This window comes from Litoreibacter sp. (assembly GCF_058136045.1).
Map to the genome: position 1 here is coordinate 82,601 of NZ_JBYVDD010000005.1, position 24,072 is coordinate 106,672.

General features: G+C 54.4%; 13 protein-coding genes and 1 pseudogene. 10 read left to right on the forward strand and 4 right to left on the reverse strand.

Annotated elements, in window-relative coordinates:
• The first annotated feature begins 58 nt into the window (after window positions 1–58).
• The gene (locus AC3Y7R_RS07925; RefSeq protein ID WP_490041582.1) at window positions 59–835 is read left to right on the forward strand and encodes an LOG family protein; all 777 of its coding nucleotides are present in this window, start codon (window positions 59–61) and stop codon (window positions 833–835) included.
• A gap of 8 nt (window positions 836–843) precedes the next feature.
• Here AC3Y7R_RS07925 and AC3Y7R_RS07930 read toward each other — a convergent pair whose 3' ends face one another.
• The 3 genes from AC3Y7R_RS07930 to AC3Y7R_RS07940 are packed head-to-tail and all read right to left on the reverse strand — an operon-like array spanning window position 844 to window position 3,970.
• Window positions 844–1,644, reverse strand: coding sequence for an esterase-like activity of phytase family protein (locus AC3Y7R_RS07930; protein WP_490041491.1), 801 nt, complete (start codon window positions 1,642–1,644; stop codon window positions 844–846).
• A 56-nt stretch (window positions 1,645–1,700) separates the two neighbouring features.
• Complete coding sequence (gene mepA / locus AC3Y7R_RS07935; protein WP_490041492.1) at window positions 1,701–2,585, reverse strand: penicillin-insensitive murein endopeptidase; 885 nt, start codon at window positions 2,583–2,585, stop codon at window positions 1,701–1,703.
• The gene (locus AC3Y7R_RS07940; protein WP_490041493.1) at window positions 2,567–3,970 is read right to left on the reverse strand and encodes an MFS transporter; all 1,404 of its coding nucleotides are present in this window, start codon (window positions 3,968–3,970) and stop codon (window positions 2,567–2,569) included. Before AC3Y7R_RS07940 ends, mepA begins: the two co-directional genes overlap by 19 nt.
• A gap of 610 nt (window positions 3,971–4,580) precedes the next feature.
• Here AC3Y7R_RS07940 and AC3Y7R_RS07945 point away from each other — a divergent pair.
• Window positions 4,581–5,819 (forward strand): AGE family epimerase/isomerase, encoded by a 1,239-nt coding sequence (locus tag AC3Y7R_RS07945; RefSeq protein WP_490041494.1) that lies wholly within the window; start codon window positions 4,581–4,583, stop codon window positions 5,817–5,819.
• Between the two features lie 110 nt (window positions 5,820–5,929).
• Here AC3Y7R_RS07945 and AC3Y7R_RS07950 read toward each other — a convergent pair.
• Window positions 5,930–6,145: pseudogene (locus AC3Y7R_RS07950) on the reverse strand (integrase core domain-containing protein); the annotation flags it as partial.
• Window positions 6,146–6,409: 264 nt separating this feature from the next.
• Here AC3Y7R_RS07950 and AC3Y7R_RS07955 point away from each other — a divergent pair.
• From AC3Y7R_RS07955 to tagF, 8 genes are all read left to right on the forward strand, one after another.
• Window positions 6,410–6,697, forward strand: a complete 288-nt coding sequence (locus AC3Y7R_RS07955) for a YggT family protein (RefSeq protein WP_490041495.1) — start codon at window positions 6,410–6,412, stop codon at window positions 6,695–6,697.
• 385 nt (window positions 6,698–7,082) lie between these two features.
• Complete coding sequence (locus AC3Y7R_RS07960) at window positions 7,083–14,231, forward strand: hypothetical protein (RefSeq protein ID WP_490041496.1); 7,149 nt, start codon at window positions 7,083–7,085, stop codon at window positions 14,229–14,231.
• A 100-nt stretch (window positions 14,232–14,331) separates the two neighbouring features.
• Window positions 14,332–15,330, forward strand: coding sequence for a DUF4123 domain-containing protein (locus tag AC3Y7R_RS07965; RefSeq protein ID WP_490041497.1), 999 nt, complete (start codon window positions 14,332–14,334; stop codon window positions 15,328–15,330).
• Between the two features lie 2 nt (window positions 15,331–15,332).
• The gene (locus tag AC3Y7R_RS07970) at window positions 15,333–15,962 is read left to right on the forward strand and encodes a hypothetical protein (RefSeq protein WP_490041498.1); all 630 of its coding nucleotides are present in this window, start codon (window positions 15,333–15,335) and stop codon (window positions 15,960–15,962) included.
• A gap of 291 nt (window positions 15,963–16,253) precedes the next feature.
• Window positions 16,254–17,588: a type VI secretion system baseplate subunit TssK gene (tssK, locus tag AC3Y7R_RS07975; RefSeq protein WP_490041499.1), complete on the forward strand. Its 1,335-nt coding sequence runs from the start codon at window positions 16,254–16,256 to the stop codon at window positions 17,586–17,588.
• A complete protein-coding gene (icmH, locus tag AC3Y7R_RS07980; protein WP_490041500.1) occupies window positions 17,588–19,264 on the forward strand; it encodes a type IVB secretion system protein IcmH/DotU in 1,677 nt (558 codons plus the stop codon). The genes tssK and icmH overlap by 1 nt, the downstream gene beginning before the upstream one ends.
• Complete coding sequence (gene tssM, locus AC3Y7R_RS07985; protein WP_490041501.1) at window positions 19,264–22,989, forward strand: type VI secretion system membrane subunit TssM; 3,726 nt, start codon at window positions 19,264–19,266, stop codon at window positions 22,987–22,989. The genes icmH and tssM overlap by 1 nt, the downstream gene beginning before the upstream one ends.
• A gap of 7 nt (window positions 22,990–22,996) precedes the next feature.
• The gene (tagF, locus tag AC3Y7R_RS07990) at window positions 22,997–23,998 is read left to right on the forward strand and encodes a type VI secretion system-associated protein TagF (protein WP_490041502.1); all 1,002 of its coding nucleotides are present in this window, start codon (window positions 22,997–22,999) and stop codon (window positions 23,996–23,998) included.
• Window positions 23,999–24,072 lie beyond the last annotated feature (74 nt).

Sequence of the window (24,072 nt, forward strand, 5' to 3'; positions counted from 1 at the left end):
CGATACGCACGCGCAATCAAGAGGCAGAGCTATGACAGATATCAATCGCAAACACCCTATGCGCCATTCCCGTCAGGATATGGAAGAGGTTAAGCAGACCCCCGATACGCCGCAGACGCGTTCACCTGCGTATGCATTGGCGTTCACCGATGATGATTTCATGTGCCGCGATGAGTTGCGCCCTGTGCGCTTGCAGTTGGAACTGCTTAAGACAGAACTGATGATGGATGAGGCCGGGATCGAAAGTACGATCGTTCTTTTTGGGGGTGCCCGGATACCTGAGCCTGCTAAAAAGGATAGCGCGCGCACCTCGACGTTGGCTGATTTGTCTAAGTATTATGAAGAGGCACGCAAGTTCGCACAGATGATGACAGAGCGCTCTGACGGGCACCATAATGTTATTGTCACGGGCGGGGGCCCGGGTGTGATGGAAGCGGGGAACCGCGGTGCACAAGATGCTGGCGGGCGCTCCATTGGGCTTAATATTGTACTTCCACATGAGCAGGCACCTAATTCTTATGTCACGCCGGAGTTGTGTTTCAACTTCCACTATTTCGCGATCCGAAAAATGCACTTTCTGATGCGTGCACGCGCGGTCGCAGTCTTCCCGGGCGGGTTCGGAACTTTGGATGAGCTGTTCGAGGCCTTGACGCTGATTCAAACGGGCCGCATGGAGCCTATCCCCTTCGTGCTATTTGGCGAGGCCTTTTGGCGCTCGATCATCAATTGGGAAGCTCTGTCCGAGGCTGGCACGATTGCTGCTGAAGATCTTAAACTATTTCATTTCGTTGAGACTGCCGAAGAGGCAATTGCAGTTATCGACGGGCATAAATAGAGGGCGCGCTATTGCGCTAGACGGTATTCCACCAGCTCTGTGCGTTGGAAAAACCGGAAGTTATCGTCCGAGATCATGGTTACCCGGATTGCGCCTTCGGGGGTGGCCCAAACCGCTATGCCCTCTAGGTTGTCATGGGTTCCGCCTGTCGTGCGTAGTAATTCACGCTCGTTAGTCAGTTCGTTGTGGCTAAGTTTGAAACTACGCACGCGGGTTGCAAAACCGCTCAATCCGGTCAGCTCTCGTTCCAACAGATAAAATCGCCCATCAGGGCCAAAATCCGCCCCAACTGGTAAAAACCCACCACGGCGTGGAATACGCAATGCTTGGTCCCAGTGTCCATTTCTGTAGCGATACACTGGAAAAGGGCGATTCAAATCACCGGAGCGTTCAGGCAGGCTGTAGAGCACACCCGCCTCATCAATAGCCAAAGATTCTAATGATGAATTCCCCTGCAAGTCATTGCGCCACGGGAGGTTGGGTAAGGGGATAGCAGCCCCTTTTGGGCTGTCATACCCCATTACACGATGCGTTCCCTCGAACGAGACGTAAATTGTACCATCCGCTGAAATCGCCAGACCTTCGGCATCGGTACGGTAGCTACGTAATGGGGCACCTTTGGGGTTCAGAATGGTGTTAAATCGCTGATTATCGATCCCACGAATACGCCCGCCTTCGCGTAGGATACGCCCCTCGGCGAACAACCCTTTATCTGTTGTCGCAACGAAGGCTTCACCGTCACGGCTTAGCTCAATAGATGAAAATCCGCCAAACCCGTCTATGGGGTTTCGCCATGTATACCGGCTCATGAACTCAAGGGATTGCGCACAAGCGCCCCCTGCTGACAGCACAAAGGCTGCGAGCGCTAGTTGGAGTTTAATACGCCAACACATGCTTTTGGCAAATCAGATAACACCAGTTCACGACGTTTCTTAACCTTCGGTGGGTTTTTAGGGCGTGGAGGCGGAGGGGGCGGGTTCAAAATATCATCAACCCACTTTTGGGCATCAGCACATCCGTCACCTGCGGGCGGCGGGTTTTGGTTCACGCATCCGCGCGATCCTTTTGGGCAAGCCAAGCGCACATGGAAATGGTAGTGATGTCCCCACCAAGGACGCAGCTTGCGCAGCCAAGCCCGCTTTCTCTTGCTGCGCCCCTTTTCATCCTTGCACATTTGAACTTTGGCACCGGGAAACACAAAGATGCGCGCAACGCGCGGGTCGCTTGCAGCAGCTTTCAAAATCTCATGGTGCGCGCGGGTCCATTTGTCATTCACAAAGGCCCCTTTGGCGCGGCGCATTGAGATGGCCGAGATATTTTCCCGTTTCTTGCGGCCTAAATCAACGGAGCCAACCGGATTCATCCAGATGTCTGCATCTAGTCCAATTTGATGGCTGCGATGCCCTGATAGCATCGGGCCGCCACGCGGTTGTGAAAAGTCCCCGAAATAGAGACCTTTCCAGCCTTGCTTGACTGCCGTTCGGCTTAGGTTTTGGGCGAAGTCTATTAGCTCTGGGTGGCCCCAATTGCGGTTTCGAGACAGGCGCATGGATTGCCACGTTGGGCCGGATTGCGGCATTTGAACCAACCCTGCGCCACAGCCTTTGGCGTAAGAGCCAAAAGATGCGGCCTTTTGATGCGAGCCATCCCGCTTGGCCCCAAAATGTTGCTTGGCCAATTTTTCGGCATTGGCAGTGCTGGCGATACAAGCCAGCGTCAAAGCCGTGGCTATCAGGTGTCGGATGCCCATACTGCGTCGTCCTCTCCGTCTGGTTTTACCCAGATTAACAGGACTAGCCCCAAAAGAAAGAGCGCGATCAGCGGAGTGACGCCAATCCGCTGAGAGCCGGACAGTAAAGTTACCACCCCAATTAGAAATGGAGCTAGGAAAGATGTCGCCTTGCCCGCCAGCGCGTATAAACCAAAAGCTTCGGTCATGTGGGCGGGGTTCGCTTGGCGCACCATCATGGTGCGAGATGCCGTCTGGATTGTACCGCCGGCAGCCCCAACTAAGCACCCTGCAAGATAGAAGGCGATGTCGGATGCGGTGCGGCCCGCAAGCATTGCTTCGTCCAACACGGGAATGCCGAACAACGATGTTGGTGTGATCGAAACAATGGAAACTGCGGCTATAATCAATGCAACAATTGATACCAGTATTACGGGTTTTGGGCCAAAATAGCTATCCGCTCGACCCCCAAGAAAGGCCGCGATGGCCCCAAAAACCATCGCCAGTATTCCAAACACTCCGATATCAACGACACTCCAGCCCAATACGCCGCCTGCATAGATGCCTCCGAACGTATACATTCCATTCAGTGCATCTCGGTACAACATGGAAGAGCCAAGATAGCATGCAAGACTGGGGGTTCGGGGTAACTTGCGGATGGTGGATTTCAAGTTGCGAAGGGCCTCTTTAACGACACCTTTTGTGCGCGCAGGGCGATCCTTAGGATCATGCACCCACATGAAAAATGGAACCATGAAAACTACGAACCAAATTGCTGAAAATATACCAACGAACCGAGTTCCTTCGCGCATTTCCGCGTCCAAACCGCCTAAGGGTGAAATGCCGATGAGTGTCTTGCCCTCGTTGTTTTCTGCCAGAAATAATAGTGCGAAGACCAATGCGGCAAGCCCGCCCCAGTAGCCCATGGCCCATCCCGATCCGGAGATACGCCCGATTTCATTTTTAGTGCCAAGCTCTGGCAGCATTGCATTCGTGAAAATAGTGGCGAACTCCATGCCGATTAAACCGACTATGAATAACCCCATTACTAAAACTAGATTAAATGTTTCAGGAACAGCGAACCACGTCGCTATAGCCCCAAGTATGTAGAAAATAGAAAACACCCACATGTAGGGTAATTTCCGTCCATAACTATCGGCTAGAGCCCCTAAAATAGGTGCACATAAAGCGATGGCTAGACCTGATATTGTAAGCCCCCATCCCCACATAGCCTGCGCGTTGGCCTTTGCGAGGCCCATATCCATGCCGGATGCGATGTATCTGGCAGAAATAATTTCCGCAAAATAGGGGCCAAATAAAAAGGTAAGCAGCAAGGAATTGTATGGCTGGGTGGCCCAGTCAAACATAAACCAGCCCCATATACGCTTTTTGGCAGTGGTCGTCATAATCGTGTTCTTCCCAGCAGAGGTCTCCCTGACCTAGGGCCTTCGGCCTCGGCGAAGCAAGGAATATCTTACCTTGTTTTATTGACGTCAACGTAAATTAGTAACGAAAAGACGCTCGTAGACGTGATTCTCTGATCTGAATCTAGAGCTTCATTAATTGAAGAAGTGACGTGACTTAAACATGCTCTGGGGGCTTCACTCAGGCCAATTACCTAAATTTCTCGGTTAGAAAAATTGTGCGATCCTAAATTGCCCCTAGCTGTCCTAGGCAACTCGTTTACTAAGAGAGCTCTTTAGATAGGCATGGAAACTACTGGGATGAATGGGCAATCAACGATACATCGCATGGATCAAAACGGGGCGATGCTCGTTACTTTGGTTCCTTGGCGCGATGTCCGCCTAGTAGTAAAACAAACCACCGGTCTTTTCGGGTTAGTGCGCCCGCGGATTGAAAGCCTATTCGAAGATCTGCCCACAGCAGGCAGAAGAATGGCATCGTTACTGATGCGTCGAATTAACGGCGAACCTGCGGACTCTCTTCAATACATTCAACCAGTGTCCACATCCTTCGAGGATTGAACGTGGCCCAAACCCCAAAAGGTATTTTGCAATGAGCATTTTAACTCTCGGACCGGACACTCATTGTGATCGTTGGTTGGAGACAAACCTCCATAAAGAATACCTGCTGGCCGGCGTTCAAAAGCAGTTTGATTTCTTTCAGTCCAGCCTGCATCCGAAGGCAGGTTTCCACACTCTAAAGCATGATGGGTCACCCCTTGCGAGTACGGTGCAAGAGCTTCACACAACAAGCCGTTTGGTGCACTCTTATGCCTTGGGAAAGTTGGCAGGCATAACAAATTGCGACGGTATCATTGACCAAGGTGTGCGTTATCTTTTTGGTCACCATCAAGATCCACAGCATGGCGGGTATCTATGGGCACTTGATGAAACCGGCATCCATGATGATCGCAAACTTGCCTATGGTCACGTGTTCGTATTGCTTGCTGGGTCCAGCGCTCTTGCCGCAGGTCACCCGGACGCTGAGAAGCTGCTCAATGATGTGAATGCTATTCTGGATGCCTATTTCTGGGACGACGAACATGGGTTGTTCTGTGATGAATGGAACAGGGACTGGACGCCATTTTCTAAGTATCGTGGTATGAATGCCAACATGCACGGGGTAGAAGCTCTGTTAGCTGCCTATGAGGCGACCGGACGTGAGAAATTTCTGAATCGCGCCGGACGTATTTTAGATTTCTTCCTGAATAAAATTGCCCCCGCAGAGGATTGGTGCCTTCCAGAGCATTATACAGAAACCTGGGAAATTGACCGCACTTACAGTGGAAACTCAATGTTTCGTCCTGCGGGTACAACACCGGGGCATTCTTTTGAGTGGGCTCGGTTGCTGCTTCAGTATTGGGACCTGAAAGGCCGGCCAGACGACACTTCAGTGCAAACGGCCCGCAACATCACATATCGCGCTTTGACGGATGCGTGGGATCAGCCGCGAGGAGGGCTTGTTTACACGTTGAACTTTGATAGGACGCCTGCAATTTCCAACCGTTATTGGTGGCCAGTGACCGAGGCAATCGGGGTACTTGCGGCCCTGTTGAAATGCGATCCATCTAAACGCGATGAAGAATGCTATCGTAAGCTTTGGACGTTCGCAGACCAGTATTTTATTGATCATGAAAGGGGAGGATGGTTCCCGGAAATTGACGCATCTGGCCAGCCAACAGAGACACAGTTCGTGGGCAAGCCGGACATCTACCATTCGATTCAGGCCACATTATACCCTTTATCATCCGGTATTTCGTATGCCTACAAAGGGATGGAAAATCTTTTCTAATCCTAGTTAAAGTACGTGGTGCTTTTAACACTTATCTGTCCGTTGTTAGAATTTTTGGAACCAATGGCAGCTTAAACTAAGAGAGGGGTTGGCACATCTGGTTGGTTTCATTATGCGGCGCGTTGTCTGTGATGCAAGCATCGCGTTTCGAGCGTCTTTCGTTTGATCTTTTCCCTTTGCTTTAGAGTGTCTTTGTCGCGGCCGAAGTGGGCGCCGGCGAGCGTGACGTTGTTCAGGCTCTCGTGGTAGCGCTGGTGATTGTAGTGATCGACGAAGGCTTTGATCGGGGCTTCGAGATAGCCGGGCAGGAAGTAGTTTTTAGCAATATCCGTCGCCGCTGTTGCTTCGGTGGCGTGAGCAAGAAAAATAGCACTCCAGCCCGCCATGTCGTCTTCCCCGAAGGATACAAAATGCCATGATGCAGATTATTAACAGCATTCTTCATACCTAGAAAAGCTTTGCGATAGAGCCCCGGTGGCCCTTATGCTGGCTGCCCCATTCCAGATATGTTTTACAATGATATGGCGTCATACCTTGCGCGCAGGTGGCTTGCGCCTTACCTAAGCGGGAGTTGCGACTGGAGAGCTTCAATGACGTCCCTTTACGAAATCTTAATGATGGTGCTTGGCTTGGCCCGAACAGTCATCTTGATCCACTTTGTTATGAGCTGGCTCGTCAGTTTCGGAGTGCTTAATTTGCGTCAACCTCTGGTTGCTCAAATTTGGGATGGTTTGAATCTCTTGTTAGAGCCGCTTTATGGTCCAATCCGCCGAATGTTACCTCAGATGAGCGGAGTGGATCTTAGCCCTGTAGTGGCCTTGCTTGGGATCTATGCGCTGCAAATTATCCTTGGGAATAACGCCGCGTTCTTCTACTAGAGGCGCTGTCTAGCGGTGAAGTTTCGGCTGTCTGAATATCATTTTCAGGGGCCAATTTTGGCCAGTTTATAGGGCGCCGAGCTCAGCGCTTTTGTGGCGAAGTGTATTGTAATGCATTCGCTGCACCAAGGCTGGATTGCCTTTGTTGTTGAGGTGGAAGGTTTCAGAACACCTGTTTCACTGGGGATTTTAGGTGTCTAAGTTCAATAAAATCCTAAACGCTTTTCGTAAGGCACTGATAAGTATTAGCTATTTAGGCGTGTGTCCTGACGTCAACATATTTTATTAACTATGACTTAATTTAGGCAAGTTTTCGCCAAAGTGTTGAATGGCACACTCATCTGTGTAAGCTATGCGCAAACCGAATTTCCCGGAGTTATTTTACATGTTTGCTTTTAATGCCCAGTTCCCTGCTTCTTTCGCGCCCTATAAGAAGCTGACTTTACGCTCTACCACCTCGGTGCTCGCGGTCACAACGCTTCTGGCGATGGGAAGTCTTTACTCGGTAGGAAGTGCCCATGCGCAGGCCGATCTGACTTGGGATACCGATGTTGCTGCGGGTATACAAAGTGCGGATGGGAGTTGGAACTCAGGGGCCTTGCCGGGAACTTGGACCTCTGATGGGGGTGCCAGTAATACAATTTTCAATGACAACGATGATGCAACCTTTGAAGATTCCGGGGTAGGCACGCCGTATACCGTTACGCTCGTGAGTGGTGTTACTGTTGGCGATCTGAGCTTTGGTAGCGACGCTGATGTCATCATCGACGCTACGGCACAATCGTTGTCGTTTGTCCTTGATGGAACAGATGAAGCGATTTCAGTCGGAACGGATGCTGTGGTCGAGATCCAAGGGGGGATCGCGGCAGCGGACAGTATCGTGGTTTCAGGGGGTGGGGATTTAACCATTTCCGGCGACATCACGACGGCTCTTTCGACGGATACTGTCACACATACTGGCGCTGGCACACTTGCACTAAGTGGTGCGGTAACTGGTGGCGTAGTCAATTCTGGTGGCGGGATTCTGAGCTTGGATTCAGGTGCCAGCGTCGCTTCGGCCGCGGATAATACCAGCGGAACGATGAATGTTGCCTCTGGTGCCAGCGTGACTGGCCTCGCGACAAATGCGGGTACGTTGAACATGAATGGTGGCTCTTTCGGGGGCGGGCTGACGAATACCGGAACTGCCAATGTAACGGCGGATACGACTGCAACGGGGGTTTTGACTAACTCTGGCGACATTATAGGTGATGGCGGCACTCACACGGTGAGCGCGGATCAGGTTATCAACTCTGATGACTTGAACGCGAATGGCGGCACGCTGACGATCTCTTCGGCGGATGTTGATTTAAATGCCGGGACAAACATCACAGGTGATGTGGACTTTGTTTCTGCCGATCTAACGGTCGCGAGCGGTATCAATGTGACGCTGAATGCGGGCAGTAACGTGACCGATCTGAACAATGCTGGCGGCACAGTGATTATTGACGATGTGGCGGTCGGAAATGTTGACCAGACGCTTGGTGGGTCTACTACTATTTCTGGTGCAACCTCATCCGTGACCAATCTTGTGGATGTAGATGCGGGCTCGGTTTCTGTGGATACAGGGGCGTCGGTCGGTGGCTTGGACATCGCATTGGGCGCAACGGGGACGCTGGATGGTGCAACTGTTGGTGCATCAGGCGTTGTGAACGCAGGTGGCCTGACGGTTGGTGGGACCAATACGGTTGGCGGTGTGTTTACGAATACAGGCACGGTGACATTGTCGTCTGATACGACTTTAACGGGTGCGTATACGTATAGCGGGAATGGCTCGGTTGGCGGCGGGAATGCGCTGACCTTTGGGGCTGGCGGCTCCGTTACACTTGCTAGCGGTGCTGATTTCTCGGGGCTTTCAGCCGTTAACTTCCAAATGGCGCAACTGACATCTGATATTACGCTGAGCCAAGCAGGCACGTTGACTTACGCGCTAACAAACCAAACTAATGGTAACTTCTCAAATACCGCTGCTGTTGATTTCAGCGGCAATGACGTCACCAATGACGGTGTTTTGGCGGTTGGGACTGGTGGGATCACCAATATCGGTGCGTTGGACAACAATCTGACGGTAACTGTCGCCGCTGGGCAAACCCTAGAGGCGGTGACCATCAATAATAACGCAGGGGCATCTATTACCTTTGCCAATGGTGGTACTTTGTCGTCGGCTGTGGGCGTGAACAACACGGGCACGATTACGGTTTCTGCTGGCTCGGTAGATGCCGATGGATCGGCGTTCAACAACGGCACGGATGGCGCTGCGGCGACGCCCGGTGGCGGTGTGTTGGACCTGAGTGTAGGTTCGATGACCAATGTGGGTGCGGTGGTCAATGGCGGGCTTCTGGCCAGTTCTATTGTTGTGGGCTCGGGCGAGGTTCTAGAGGCCGCGTCGATCACCAATAACGATACGTCGACCATTACTAATGCTGGTACAATCGGGTCGGGTTCGGCTGATACCGACATCACGATGAATGGCGGCACCTTGACGAATACAGGGACGATTTTCGGTGATGTTGCCTCCTTGAGTACAACTGTTCTCGACAACACCACTGGTAGTATAACTGGGGATGTAAGTACCGCAGGCGCGCTGACCAATACCGGTGGCACGATCGGGACGGATGGGACGAACGCTCATACTGCGGGCGGTATTGTGCTTAACAATTCTGGTACCAGCACGATCAACGGCGACCTGACGATCACAGGCGCTGCGAGCACGCTTGATAACACAGATGGCACGATTACTGGCGATGTGAGCACCGCTGCTGCTGTTACGAATAATGGCACAGGTTCTATCGGTGGGAACGTGACGTTCACCACTGCCGCTGCGCTGACCAACGCGAATACCGTGACGGGCAACGTGACGGGTGCGACGACGATTACCAACACAGGCACGCTGGGGACCACGACGGCGAACGCGCATGATGCGACAGGCGATGTGAGCAACACTGGCGGGACCATCAACGGGTCGCTGACGACCACAGGGACGACGGTCACCACGGGTAACATTACGGGTAATTTGAGCACGGCAGGCGGTAGCATTGGAGGCGGCTCCATCGGGGGTAATCTGACCAATACGGCCGGTACGTTTACAGCCAACAGCGGTACGATTGACGGGACTACTACCATTAATGATGGTACGGTCGTTGCAAGTGGCGCTAGTTTTGGTGACGATGTGACTGTGGATGGCGGAGCCAGCGCGGTTTTCACCATTGCGTCAAACACGACGGTTAATGGCGACGTAACAAACGACGGTACAGTTGATAATACGGGCGCTGGTGCTGCGGTTGTTTTGACTGTTGAGGGTGCGCTTGGTGAAGACCAGACCTTTACCAATAACGCAGCACTCAATGACAGTTCGGGCAATGGCCTGACGGTGACAGCTAACGACATTGTGCTTGGTGCGGCCTCCAACGTGAGTGCGGGCGTCACCTTGGACGGCAATATCACCAACGCGGGTATTCAAGACATTGCAGCGAACCTTACGGGTAATCTGACGGTCGGCGCTGGTGGTGACACTGACGTTGTAGCCTCTATTGATGCGGGCGGCTTTGACATTACCAACGACTCGACCATTGTCGGTCCAGCGGGCGGGCTGACTGTCGAAACCGGCAATGCTGTAACTGGCGTGCGATCGTTGGATAATAACGGTGATTTGGTGCTTGAGGATAACGCATCCGTCACCGTGGATACTGCTAATGCGGGGCCAACGACCAATGGCAATGCGGTGGGTGAGTTTACCAATGCGGGCAATACGACCCTTGGCGCCAATGCGGTATTAACTGCGGATAGCATTACCAATGAGAGCGGCACTATTGCTATCGGCACTGGTGCGAGCCTTGTTGGTACGGGCAATACCCATGATAATAACGCGACTATTAATGTGGCCGATGGTGGGTCCGTGGAGGATGCTGGCGCGATCAATAATAATGCTGGCGGTGGTGTGATTGCCTTTGCTGGTGGCGGCACGATCAACGCGGACAATGACAACGTAGGCGGCGAGGCGCTTAACAACACCGGCTCGATCACTACGGCGGGCACTGGCAGCGTAATTACTGTGGGTGACGGCACTGCGGATATTTTGAACAACTCGGTTGCTGGTACGATAAACATTGGCGCAGGTGACACCTTCGGCGGTGCGGCTGTTACGCTGAACAATACTGGTGCAGGGGCGCAGATTGATATTGGCGCAAATTCAATCCTTCAAGTCGGTTCTTTGACAAATACTACAGCGGCTATCATCAACAATGGGGGCCGGATCAACAGTACAGGTGGTGTGGCGGACAACCTTGCACTGACGACCAATGGATTAGGAGGCACGTTCAACAACCTCGCTTCCGGTACGACAGGTAATTTCCTAAATGCTGGTGGTACGACCAATAACGCTGGCACGGTGGACGGCACGACGAGTGTGACTGGCGGGACGCTGAACTCGACGGGTGCTTTGTCGGTCGGCAGCACGGTGAATAACAGCGCGGGTACTTTGAACGTGAACAGCGGGACGGCTGGGGAGATTACAAGTGCAAGCACGACGTTGATTGGCGATGGCGGCGTGCCAGCCGCTACGGTTGAGGCTCTGACGGTCACTGATGCGACGACGACAGTTGCGTCGAACGGTGTTGTGACGGGTGCGACGACCGTGGGTAACTCCGATGCGACAACGGCCACAGTCATATCGACTGGCGCGCTGAATGGCGCGGTTACGATTAACTCTGATGGGGTCTTGGACGTTAACGGCGGGACTGTCGCCTCGGTTGTCAATGATGGTGGCTTAGGCACGCTGGACGGAGCGACGATTACGACCACGCTGCTAAATAACACCGGAACCTTTACAATAGGCACTACGGGCATTGTTACTGGCACGACCACCGTTGCCGGTGGCACTGTAAACTCGACGGGCACTTTGGCCGATGTGGGCAACACGGGTGGCATCTTGAATATCAATGATGGCACCGCTGGCGTGGTGACGAGCGCAGGCACGACCGTTATCGGTAATGGTGCAGGGGCTGCGGCATCGGTGGCATCGCTGAGCGTTTCTGCCGGGAGCACTACTATTGGCACGGACGGTACTGTGAACGCCACGGCCGGAGTTACAGGCGGCACGGTGACGAATGCTGGCTCCATTGGTGGCACGACGACGATTGCTGCTGGGGCTCAGGTGGACAGCACCGGGACTTTGGCTGATGTAACGAATGCGGGGACGTTGAATGTTGATGGTGGTACCGCAGGTGCGATCACGAACAGCAACATCGCTAACATCGACGCAGGCACCATGGTCGGCGCGGTTACCAACTCCGGCACTTTGCAGGCGGACGGCCAACTGGCCTCGCTAAGCAACTCCGCGACAGCCGTGGTGAGCACAACTGGTTCGGTGACGGGTGCGACGATTAACACTGGCGGTACGCTGGATACCTCGGGCACTTTGGACACTTTGGACAACCAAGCGGGCACGGTTGACGTGAACGGCGGTACGGTTGGCGCGATTACGAATGCGGCGGACCTTGACCTGAACACGGGCACCGTGGCGAGCGTGACACAAAGCGGGGGTGACACGACGAACACCGGCGCAACAGTGTCGGGTGACGTGACGATCAACGGTGGCACCTTGGACAACCAAAACGCGATCAACGGCAACGTGACGACAGCGGCAGGCACAACGGCCACCAACTCCGGCACTGTCGGCGGCAGCGTGACGAATGCGGGGACTTTGACCAGCACTGGTACGGTGACCGGGACTGTAACGAACACGAATGTTGCGACCCTTTCGGGGACCGTAGGCGCTGTGAGCAACACGGCGACGCTGGATATTGCAACTGCGTTGGCGGTGACCGGCGGGCTGACCAACTCTGGTGGCGGTACGTTCGATGTGGCCGCGGGCGAGACCCTTACGACAGGGACAGGAGCAACCAACGCTGCAAGCGCGGGTGTGGTTAACATTGAGGGCACCGTGAATGGTGGCTTCGACAATGCCGCGACTAATCTGGTTTCTAATGCGGGTACGTTCAATGGTGGCCTGACCAACTCCGGTACTGTCACCACAACAGGCGGCTTTACAGTCGGTTCTGGCGGGCTGACTAACAACGGTACGATTGATACGCAAAATGGGGCGACAACTGACGTGATTAATATCGCCGGTGGCCTGAGCGGCAGCGGTACATTCAACATGGATGCCGCAACGGTTGGTGGATTGGCTAGTGATAGTGTCGTTGTCACGGGGGGAGCGACTACAGGGTCGCATTCTCTGGTGTTTACCTTCCCTGCGGGTTCCACGACTCCTGCGATTGGTGACCCAGCAGCTTTGGTATTTGATGTTGATAATGCCTTCGGATTGGGCGGGAACAACTTCAGTTTCAACGCTACAGGTCTTCCTGGCGCAGGTGGCGATATTGTTCTGGGCTTGATCCAAAATCCGGTTACTGGAGACTTGAGCTTGGCGGCTCAACCTAACCCAGGTATTGGCGCAATCGCGGGCAATGTGGTCTTGACGCAATCTTTGATCGGCACCGTGATCAACCGGCCTTCCAGCCCGTTTGTTTCTGGTCTTGCATATGAGGACGAGGACAGTTGTGGCACTGGCGCATGGGGTCGCGTTGTTGGCGGTACGGCAGAGGTTACTGGGGCTACGTCAAACGCCGTTTCCAACATCTCCTCTACTGTCGATGCAACTTATGGAGGCCTTCAGATAGGCGGCGACTGGGGTTGCTTTAACGGTACTTTCGGCGGCTGGGACCTAGCCTTTGGTGGTATCCTCGGGATCAACCAAGGCTCAACCTCGCAGCCAGTGTTTGCTGTGAACCAGAATAATGCAACGCAGGTGACAGGGAATGTTACCTCTATTACCGACGGCGACTTCCGCCAAACTTACGCAGGCCTTTATGTTGCCGCCGCGAAAGGCGCATTGTCGGCTGACTTGCAGGTTCGCGGTGAGCAGACAGAGTATACGTTCACCAACACTGCTGTTGGCACGAATGCTGGCCTTTCATTGAACGGGTCTAAGTTGAAGACGAAAGCCTATACAGTGTCGGGTGCACTTAGCTACGCTATCCCGCTACAAGAGGGCGGTTGGACTTTCGTGCCAACAGCAGGCTTTGGGATCACCCAGACTTCTGGTGCGACGTTGACGTTTACAAATGGGGCGACGCTCCAGACGTTGGACAGCACTACGGCCATCGGTTTTGTTGGGGGCACCCTTGCCAAGACATTCTTCGGGGAAGATGGTACATCGGCCACCAATGTCTTTGCGACCGGGACCTATTATAATGACTTTGGTAAAGAGCGCCGGTCAATTTATACGGATACTTCTGGGACGACCCAAAACCTGACCTCCGAGAACCTTGGGGCCTATGCAGAGCTTAGCTTGGGTGTGAACTACGTGAAAATCCTCGACGAAGGTAAAATCGGGGCCGCCAAGCAGTTGAACGCTTCGGTTCGGGCTGATGGGCGCTTTTCGGGTAGCATCAACAGCTACGGCCTTACGGCTCAGATCAGGTTGCAGTTCTAGACCGGTGGCAGGTGGGTCTGCCTCCGGCAAGCCGACGGCGAAATCCGGTGGCGGACCTGTTCTCGGGTTACGGTTGACAGTCCATGAGAGGATTCAACTTTTGGACAATCAGCGTGGGGTTCATCCGCGCCGGTTTGTTCCTGAAGATCTGCAAGAGTTGATCTTCCCGCAAGGGGAGACGGACACTGTCCTCTATGCCATTCTTGACGCGGCCAAGGTCGATAATCTGCAAACCATGTTGGAGGACGATGTGTTGCCGCATCGGCGCCTCTTTAAGGGCGAGGCACAAGACGGATACGGCTACGTGGCGCCGTGGCTTGTGGTGCTAAGTGAGGTTGATACGCTAACCCGGCTATTATTCACTCACTTAGAGGGGGAGGATACCCCGTGGAATATTGCCCGCCTTGAGCCGGGGATTTTCTTTCGAGCCAGTTCGGATTTTGACGCAGTGTGGCAACATTGGAATCGATTTTACCGGATGAAATATGATTCTGGTGAGGCCTATTACTTCCGCTTCTGGGAGCCGGCCCCGATGGCCGCATACCTTACACATATTAAGGATGATGAGTCCCGCGTTGCACATTGGTTTTGCCGTGAGAGCGCTTGCATTAACCGTATGTTTTTGCTGGAAAACCGTCCTTCTCAATGGTGTCTTACCGAGATTGAGGCAGAGCCGGAAAAATACATGAGACCGCGGAGTTTGGAGGGTAAACCCTTTATTCTGACAGCGGGAGAGGTTGGGGCCATTAGGCGCGCGCGGTTGGATCGTGATATGGAAGAGGTGACGCGCCGAATTGAGCGCACTTTCGCTGAACATCTAAACGAGGATAGGCCGAAAGATATGGTTCTTCGTCGTGTGCAGGGTCTATTTGACCGTATGATGCCTGTGGGAATTAAACAGATGGACCACCTCTACCTCTTGGCCTGTTGGGAAGTTTTCTATGGGCCTGGATTCGAGCAAAAAGACCCCGAGGATTTGCTTCGAAAAATTTGCATGTCTGAGGTGCAAGAGGATCGCAAGATTGAAGCACTACGCGACCGGATGAATGCTATTCCGCCAACTGTTCTAGCTGCGGATGATCAGAAGCTAGAGGTGTAAAAATGCGCCATTTAGGATTATATTTATTGGGTATAGCGATGATTGCTTCCCAACTTATTGGTGAAGCTGGGGCCATGGGCTTGTTTAGTCAAAGTCGCCCGACTCACCTGATTTTTAATGATGCGTCACACCAAAGCACGCCAGTTATGCTGGATGCGCTGACAGTTAATGGTGAGAATATGGGGAGCTTCCCAACATTAGCCTCTTCGCGTTGGTTGAATCCCCGAGGTGGTAGTACGACGTTAACAACTCTCCCATGGGATAATGAAGGTGATCAGGTTGTCGATATCTATTCTGAGTGGACAGAAATCGTAACTGGACGTGCGTACCGCGTGGAAATCAGCATTCCTTGGGATGCACTGTATGTTGACGATGTGGTGAGTACGACTGCTTATATGACCCTTGCATACGGCAGGAATGGGGAGTTCACATTGTTCACCAATGCTGACCCTGATCCGAAAACGGGTCAATATAACGGCCGATTAGTTGCTCAGGAGTGTGGAGTACGCGCAGCTAATAGAGATCAAAACTATGGTTTGCGGGTCAATGAAATTCCCGGTTTAGGTCGCCTGATAGAACGCCGTGAGCAATGGATGGCTGTCCCAAAGGTTGAAACCATCTGCTCTGAGTGAAGGGTATGGCGAGATGGAGTCGTGAGCGTAAAGAATTGTAGTTCGAGGCGAATAGGGCTGTTTTACAAGAATCTGGTTGTTGCTGCGATGCGTGTAGCTAGTGACAGTTTCATTAACTGCGTTGGCTTGGCAAAATAGCCGTGAAATAAAGGTGATCACGAGTCGCAGGTCTTGACCGGATGGCACTCACACCGCATTGTTCACGCTAGGGAATTTACCTAGCATTAGCTGGGCTTTCAATATTTACAGGCGCAGCAAGGCTGCGAGATATGACGACAGGTTGGAAAAGATATGTCTTGGTATAGCAAAGTCGCTTGGAAAGAGGGTCTGTTTTTGCAGCCTCACCACCTGCAACAGCAGGACCGGTATCTTGAAAAACTGGTGGACAATCGCACCCGTACGATCACGCCGTATCCCTGGGGTATGGCCGAGCTGAAGCTAGACCGCGACATGGCACAGCAGGGGCGGATTGGCTTGCGGTCGGCGGTTGGGATCATGCCTGACGGAATGCCGTTTGATGCGCCAAATATTAACCCGTTGCCGACGCCTAAAGAAGTGCCGGAGAAAGCTGACGGCATGGCGGTGTGGCTGACCTTGCCAGACGCGGCGATGAACGGGCGCGAGTTGGCGCCCGACACAGAAACCACCGCTGCGACGCGGTATTTGCTGGGCAATGAGATGGTCGCCGATAGTGCGTCTGCAATGCGGTTGGAGCAGGACATTGAGTTGGCGCAGCCGCGGCTGGAAATCGACATTCGTAAGACTGCCAAGCCCGGCTATCAATGTATGCAAATCGGGCGCATTCAAGAGGTGCGTGATGGTGTGATTTCGATGGATGATACTTTTGCTCCACCCGCTATGGTGATCGGGGCGCATCCGGTCTTCACTGGCTGGCTGGACCGGGTGATTGGCTGGGTCGAGACCAAGCAAGAGGGGTTGGCGCGTTATGCCGCTGACCCAACGGCTGGCGGCGGGTTGCAGGCGACCGACTACTTTATGCTCCTGCTGCTGAACCGGGAAATAGGCGGGTTGCGCCATTTGCGGGCGTCTCGCTATGTTCACCCTGAACGGCTTTATGTGGAGTTGCTTCGTATCGTGGGAGAGCTTTGGACATTCGACAATGACAAGCGGATGGCGCAAGAATATCCAGACTATGACCACGACAACCCAAAGGAAACCTTTGCGCCGCTGGTGCGTGATATTCAGCGCTTGCTAAGTCGTGACGTGGGTCGCGCTACCCGTCTTGACCTGAAGATGGTGCGCCAGAATTCCTACATTGCGGAGGTCATGGACCGGAACTTGTTCCGCGAGGCGACGTTTGTGGTGGAGGTTACTTCATCCAAGTCGCTCACTCAAATTCAGCAACAGTTCCCTGACCTGTGCAAGGTTGGTCCGAACACCCGCATGAATGAGATTGTGAACAACAATCTACCGGGGATTGAGTTGCGCCACACCCCGACGCCACCGCGTCAAATCCGGGCGGTATCGTCGAATGTCTATTTTATCCTCGATAAGAATACGCCGATGTGGCGCGAGTTCTCGACGGCCCCGGCACTGGCGATGCACTTCGCTGGCGACTGGCCGGACTTGAAGCTTGAGCTTTGGGCGATTGCGGAGAAAGCCTAATGGCAAATGACAAGGACAAGACAGTTATTGGCGGCAAGCTTCCCACTGCTGAGGAGCTGCGCAACTTGTCCGCCGGGCGTCCGGCCTCGCCGCCAGCGGGCTTGCAACAACCCCCTGCCGCACCCCGTGCGGCCCCGCCAGTGGCCCCGGTCGGGGGCGGACAGCGCACAGTTATCGGTGGCGCGTTGCCGCAAACCCCGCCACCGGCAGCCCCTTATTCACCAGCTCCCCCGCAGCAACCTGCGTATCAGCCCACACCTCAACCCCCTCAGGGTTTTGGCACCAGCCAAGGTGCCGCAGATGCGTGGATGGGGGGCGGTGCGCCGTCTCCTTCAAGCACCCCTGCGCCGGGCGCGGGGATCAGCGGCACCACACAAGACGGCTTCTTTCCGCAAATGCAGACGCGTGAGCCGGAGCAGATGGTTCACACTGGCCCCAAAATTGCGTTGCACGAAGCCCTGCGCGCTACCGGATTGGGCAAGGGCGGCCCGACTAATCCAATCATTGCCGCCGCCGCAAACCTACTGATCTTATTTGGTCGTTTGCGCACGCAAATGGTCGAAATGGACGCGATCCCTTTGATGGAGCACGTCACCCGCGAGATGGAGACATTTCACGCCAATTGCATGGAAGCAGGTATCGAACAACACGAGGCTGATGTGGCTCGCTATTGTTTGTGCGGCACCGCGGATGACATTGTGCAAAACATCCCCGGTACTGATCGGGATGTGTGGATTCAATACTCTATGGTGGCGCGGTTCTACAACGTGCGGACCTCGGGTGTGGGTTTCTTTGAAGAGGTCGACAAGGCCATGCAGGCCCCCGCACAGCGCTTCAATGTGTTGGAGCTGATGCTAATGTGCCTGTCGCTTGGCTTTGAGGGCAAGTACCGCACAGCGGCGGGTGGCGCACAGGAACTGGCACGTATTCGGGCCTCGATTTACGAAAGCCTGCGTCGCGTGCAGGGCCGCCCGGACGAGGATATTTCGGTGCGGTGGGCGCCAGTTGAATTGGGCGGCCGTAAACGGTTTGGGGCGAATCCGCTATGGATATTGGCGTCTGCCTCGGCTGCGATTTTGCTGGGGGTCTACCTGACGCTGAACATGCTAATCTCGAATGACAGCTCCTCGGTGGTGACGCGTCTGTTGGAAATTCACCCCGAAGAATTGGTCGGGTTGCAACGCGCCCAAGCGTTTGAGGCGTATATCCCACCTGAGATTGTCACCACGCAGCTTGATAATCTTCGCGAAAAGCTAAAGGGACCAATCGCTGATGGCTCGGTCGCGGTGGACACCAAGGGTGACTTTATTTTCGTGCGGGTGAACAATCTTGTGTTGTTCGGGTCCGGTTCGGCTGATGTGAAGCCGGAGTTTTCTTTGATTGCGATTGAAGTCGCCAAAGCGTTGGACGACGAGCCGGGACCGGTCAGGGTTTTAGGCTACACTGACAACATTCCAATGTCGGGCAGGGGGCGCTTTAAGACCAACCAGTCTCTCTCGGAGGCGCGGGCCAAATCTGTGGGCGGCGTTTTGTCGGATGCGCTCGCCGTTCCCGGTCGCTTGCAGATCGAGGGCAAGGGTGAAGTTGACCCGATTGCCAGCAATAAAACCAAAGATGGCCGGGCACAAAACCGCCGGGTGGAAATTATGATTCAACGTGAAGAGACGCTTCAATAATGCGCTATTTTGTCAAAATCGGAGCCTTCTTTAAAAAGCCGTGGATGCGTATTCCACTGTTGATTTTATCGTTTATCCTGTTCGCAGTGGTTGTGTGGGTCGGCGGCCCGCTGTTGGGCTTTGGCGAGGCCCGACCGTTCTCCAGCGTTTGGGTGCGGGTGTCGATCATTGTCGGCGTATTTCTGATATTTGCGATTGTCTGGTTCCTGCGCTGGCGGCGCGCACGTAAAGGCGCACAAGAGCTGGAAGAGGCTTTGATCCCTGACGAGCCGACCGGAGACGGCGCAGTCTTGTCGGAACGCATGACCGAAGCGCTAAGCACATTGAAGGCATCGGGGGGCAAGTCCTACCTGTATGATTTGCCGTGGTATGTGATCATCGGGCCACCGGGTGCGGGCAAAACAACGGCGTTGTTGAACTCTGGCATTAAGTTCCCGCTGGCGGAAAAAACCGGCGCCTCGATGGAAGGCTTCGGCGGTACGCGGTACTGCGACTGGTGGTTTTCTGAGGAGGCGGTGCTAATCGACACGGCCGGGCGCTACACTTCACAAGACAGCGATGCGGAAGCGGATAAAACCAGCTGGCAGAGTTTCCTGGAGTTGCTGAAGCGCGGGCGCACAAAGCAGCCGATCAACGGTGTTATTTTGGCGTTTTCGGTTGAGGATATCATGAATGGCGACGCAGCCTCGCTGACGCGTCATGCGGAAGTTGTGCGTGCACGATTGGCTGAAATTCATGAGACGCTGAAGATTGATTTTCCAGTGTACGTGGTTTTCACCAAGTCTGATCTGATTGCTGGTTTCCGCGAGTATTTTTCCAGCTTCAGCGCGTCTCGCCGTAAAAAGGTTTGGGGCACCACATTCCAAACCAAGAGCCGCAAAGAGCAAACCCACACTCAAGTTGGCGAAGAGTTTGACACATTGGTGGCGCGGCTGTCTGACGAGGTTATGGACCGTTTGTCGGAAGAGCCCGACGGCGTGAATCGTATCGCCATTTTTGGGCTGCCGGGCCAAATGGCGATGATGCGCGAAAACATTACCTCGTTCCTTGGCCAAGTATTCGAGCCGACTCGCTATAAAACTAACGCGCTGTTGCGAGGGTTCTATTTCTCATCAGGCACCCAAGAAGGCACGCCTATTGACCAAGTTTTGGGGGCTATGGGGCGCAGTTTCGGCGGTGATGATGCGATGGCTGGCGGCTTTATGTCGGGCAAAGGCAAAAGCTTCTTCCTGCATGATTTGCTGAAACATGTGATCTTTCCCGAACAGGGATGGGTGACGTATGACCGCAAGGCGGTGAACCGTTCGGCTGGCCTTCGTTACGCCGGGTTCACGCTTGTCGGGCTGGCGACTGTCGGCATGTTGGGGGCTTGGGGGTATTCCTACTGGGCGAATACATCACTGGTGCGCTCCGCGCAGGCGGCGATGTCGGATTATGAGTTGGCCGCGCGTGAAGAACTGTCAGAAGTTGTGGTGGATGACACTGATTTCCAGACGATCTCTGGCTATCTGCAACTGCTGCGCGACATGCCGACGGGCTTTGCCTCGACCCAAGAGGTGCCTGAGGAAATTGATACAGATGGCGATGGTGTTCTTGACGCTGTGGCCGAAGGTGGTGGTGATGACTACGGCATATTTGAGGGCTTCGGCCTGTCGCGCCGTGAGCAGCTACAGATTGCTTCGCGCGCCTCTTATGCGGATGGGCTGGAGCGGATGTTCCGGCCTCGTCTTGTGCTGCGGTTGGAAGAGCAGTTGGCGCAATTTGTGCAAACCAACGAGACGCTGGCGATTTATGAAGGTTTGAAAGTTTACAAACTGCTGGGTGGCGTTGCTCCCGCGCCAGAGGATGATCTGGTGGTGGGCTGGTTCCGCCAAGACTTTGACCTGCTGTACCCCGGACCGACCAATCGTGCGACGCGCCAAGACTTAGAGGCGCATCTGCTGGCTATGTTGGAGATGGACGGTGACCGCGATGTGCGCGTCGATCTTGACAGCGAGCTGGTGGATGCCGGCGAGCGTATTCTGGCCCGTATGTCCGTGGCCGATCAAGCCTATGCGTTGATCAAAGCGACGTCTGAATTTTCCGGAATTTTCGAATTCAATTTGGTCGACCGCGTGGGCCAAGACGCCTATCTGGTGTTCGAAACTGTTGATGGATCTGACATTGGGGATTTAGGGGTTGAGCCACTTTATACCTATAGCGGCTTTCAAGATTTCTTCCTTGATCAACTGTCCGAGGTGGCTGGCAAGTTGGAGCGCGAGCAATGGGTCATGGGCGATTACGCCGAGACGGCCAATGTCGATGCGCAGCTAAGTGGCTTGGGTCGGACGTTGCTGGGCAAGTACCGCGAGGATTACCTCTCCGCGTGGGAAGGGCTGTTAAACCAGATCAAACTGGCGCCGATGTCGGCGGATAAACCGGCTTATTCAGCGCTGGCGGCGGCGTCTTCACCGACGACTTCGCCTTTGTTGAAATTGGTGGAGGCGGTCAGTCGTGAAACCAAACTGACAGCGGACCCAGATGCGGGTTTGTTGGGCGAGGGCGGTGACGGTATTGCCGGAGCACTGAGTGGTGCGACTGAGGGCGAAGCTGGCGGGCGTGTCTCGAATGCGCTGAAAAACCGTCTGATCGCGCGGACCAACGGTCTGACACGGATTGGTCTGTCGATTGCACTGAGTGGCAACAAATCGCAACGCCGTGCTGGTGTAGCTGGCGGCGGTGGCGGAGGGGGTGGTCAAGCGCTTATCCCCGGTGCCGCGATTGAGGCGCAATTTGCTGAGTGGCACGCGTTGATGGAGGCTGGCTCTGCCGGAACTGGTCGCCCGATCGAGGCTCTTCTGGGCAACCTTGGTCAGGTGCAGCAAAACCTGGTGATTGCTGCGGGCTTTAATGCCACGCAAGCAGCGGCGCAATTGCCTGTGCAAATTGGCATTCTGCGCTCTACTGCGTCACGGCTGCCCACGCCTTTGGCGCGCATGATTAACGAGGCAGTAGAGGACTTTGAGGGCGATGCGGCGAACACGACAATTGCGCAGTTGAACCAAGACCTAACCAACCAAGTGACCCGTGTGTGCAATGATATCATTACTGGTCGCTACCCGTTTAATGGCCCAACCTCGCGCCAAGTGCCGATGGCACAGTTTGCGCGCATTTTTGCGCCTGACGGGATTATGGACCGCTTCTTCTTGCAGCATCTCAGCCCGCACGCAGACCAAGGCAGCGAGACGTGGTCTTGGTCTTCCGAGAGCCAATTGGGGGATCGTTTGTCACTGGGCGCCTTGCGTCAGTTCCAGCGCGCGGCCCGTATTCGTGATGCGTTCTTCCCTGCCGGTGGGTCGAACCCCGAGCTGGAAGTGACAGTCAGCCAAGCATCGGCCCACGATCAGGTGCGCCAAGCGGTGCTGGAGGTGAACGGGCAAGTGATCACCACTCGGCAGGTGGGGAACGTGCCACAAACGATCAAGTGGCCCTCGGCTGGTGCGTCCACGACATTGCAATTTTTGCCGGGGTTGAACGGGCGTCAAAGCTCTATTCAGTTTGACCAAGGTCCTTGGGCGTTCATGCAATTTATCCGCGCTGGCTCGCCGCGTCAGCAAGGGGATGCGACACAGGTTCGCTACACGATTGGCGGGCGTTACGTTAGCTATTCGGTGCGGGTGAACGCGCTTTATAACCCGTTCACGTTACGCGAGTTGTCCGAGTTCAAATGCCCTCAGGGCCTGTGACCTGAATATGGCAAGAATAGGAATTTTCGGTAAACACCCGGCGTTCGGGGATTTCATTGGGGCGGGTATGTCCAAGCCGATGCAGGTCGCGCTAGAGGAATGGATGGGCGCAGTTTTGCCCCGTGTGCGTGACAACCTTGGCAATGTCTGGCAGCCATTTTACGACATTGCTTTGCCGCTGCGATTTTGGCTGGGCGAAGGGGTTGTGCCGCGTGCTGTCGGTGGGCCTGTTGCGGGGGTAATGGTGTTTAGCCACGACAAGGTTGGCCGCCGCTTTCCGCTGATTGCCTTGGTGGAAGGCATGCAATTTCCACCTCCGACACTGATACCGGATCAACGGTGGTACGACGCTTTGCAGTCTTTAATGTTGGAGCATGATACACCGGATACCGCTGCCGATCTTGCTCAGATGTTTGTCTTGGCGGACGGGTTTTTACCTGCCCCGTTTGAGGGGGGTGATGCCGGGTTTTGGGCAGTTCATGGCGCGGGAGCTGTGGAAGAGTTGCTTGTGAATGTGGCCCCAACCGATCACCGCCGGGCGGTTTCTAACCGAAGCTATTGGTGGAGCGCGGGGGATGCATCGCGCACGGCGACGTTCCACTCGACTGAGGGCTGGCCTGACGAGGCAGTATTTCAATGGCTGCTTGCTGGTAATCCAGCCGATGAGGTCGCGCCGGAACCAGAGCCGGTTGAATTTGTGCCAGAGCCTGTACTTGAGGTGGAACCGGAGCCTGTATCCGAGCCGGAACCCGAGGTGGATCAAGACTTGGAGCGGGAGATCATGTTTGCGGCAGTGTCCGACCCTTGGTCGGGGGAAGGTGCACGCGCTGTGCCGTCCGCGCTTTATGAACCGGAACCGGAGCGTGAAGTTAGCGACGGCCCAGAGTCGCCGTTTAGTGTAAAATCGGATGACGTAGACGACGATAGCAAGTCAGAGAATGACGACAAAGACACCGATACAGGCAAACCAACACACGATGCCTTGGCAGATGAGGCTGAAAAAGACTAGGTTAGCTAAATAAATTAGAACCCCGCGCCTTGGGGGATGCCACAGCACTGGCACTAGGCGGGGGAATTAGATCG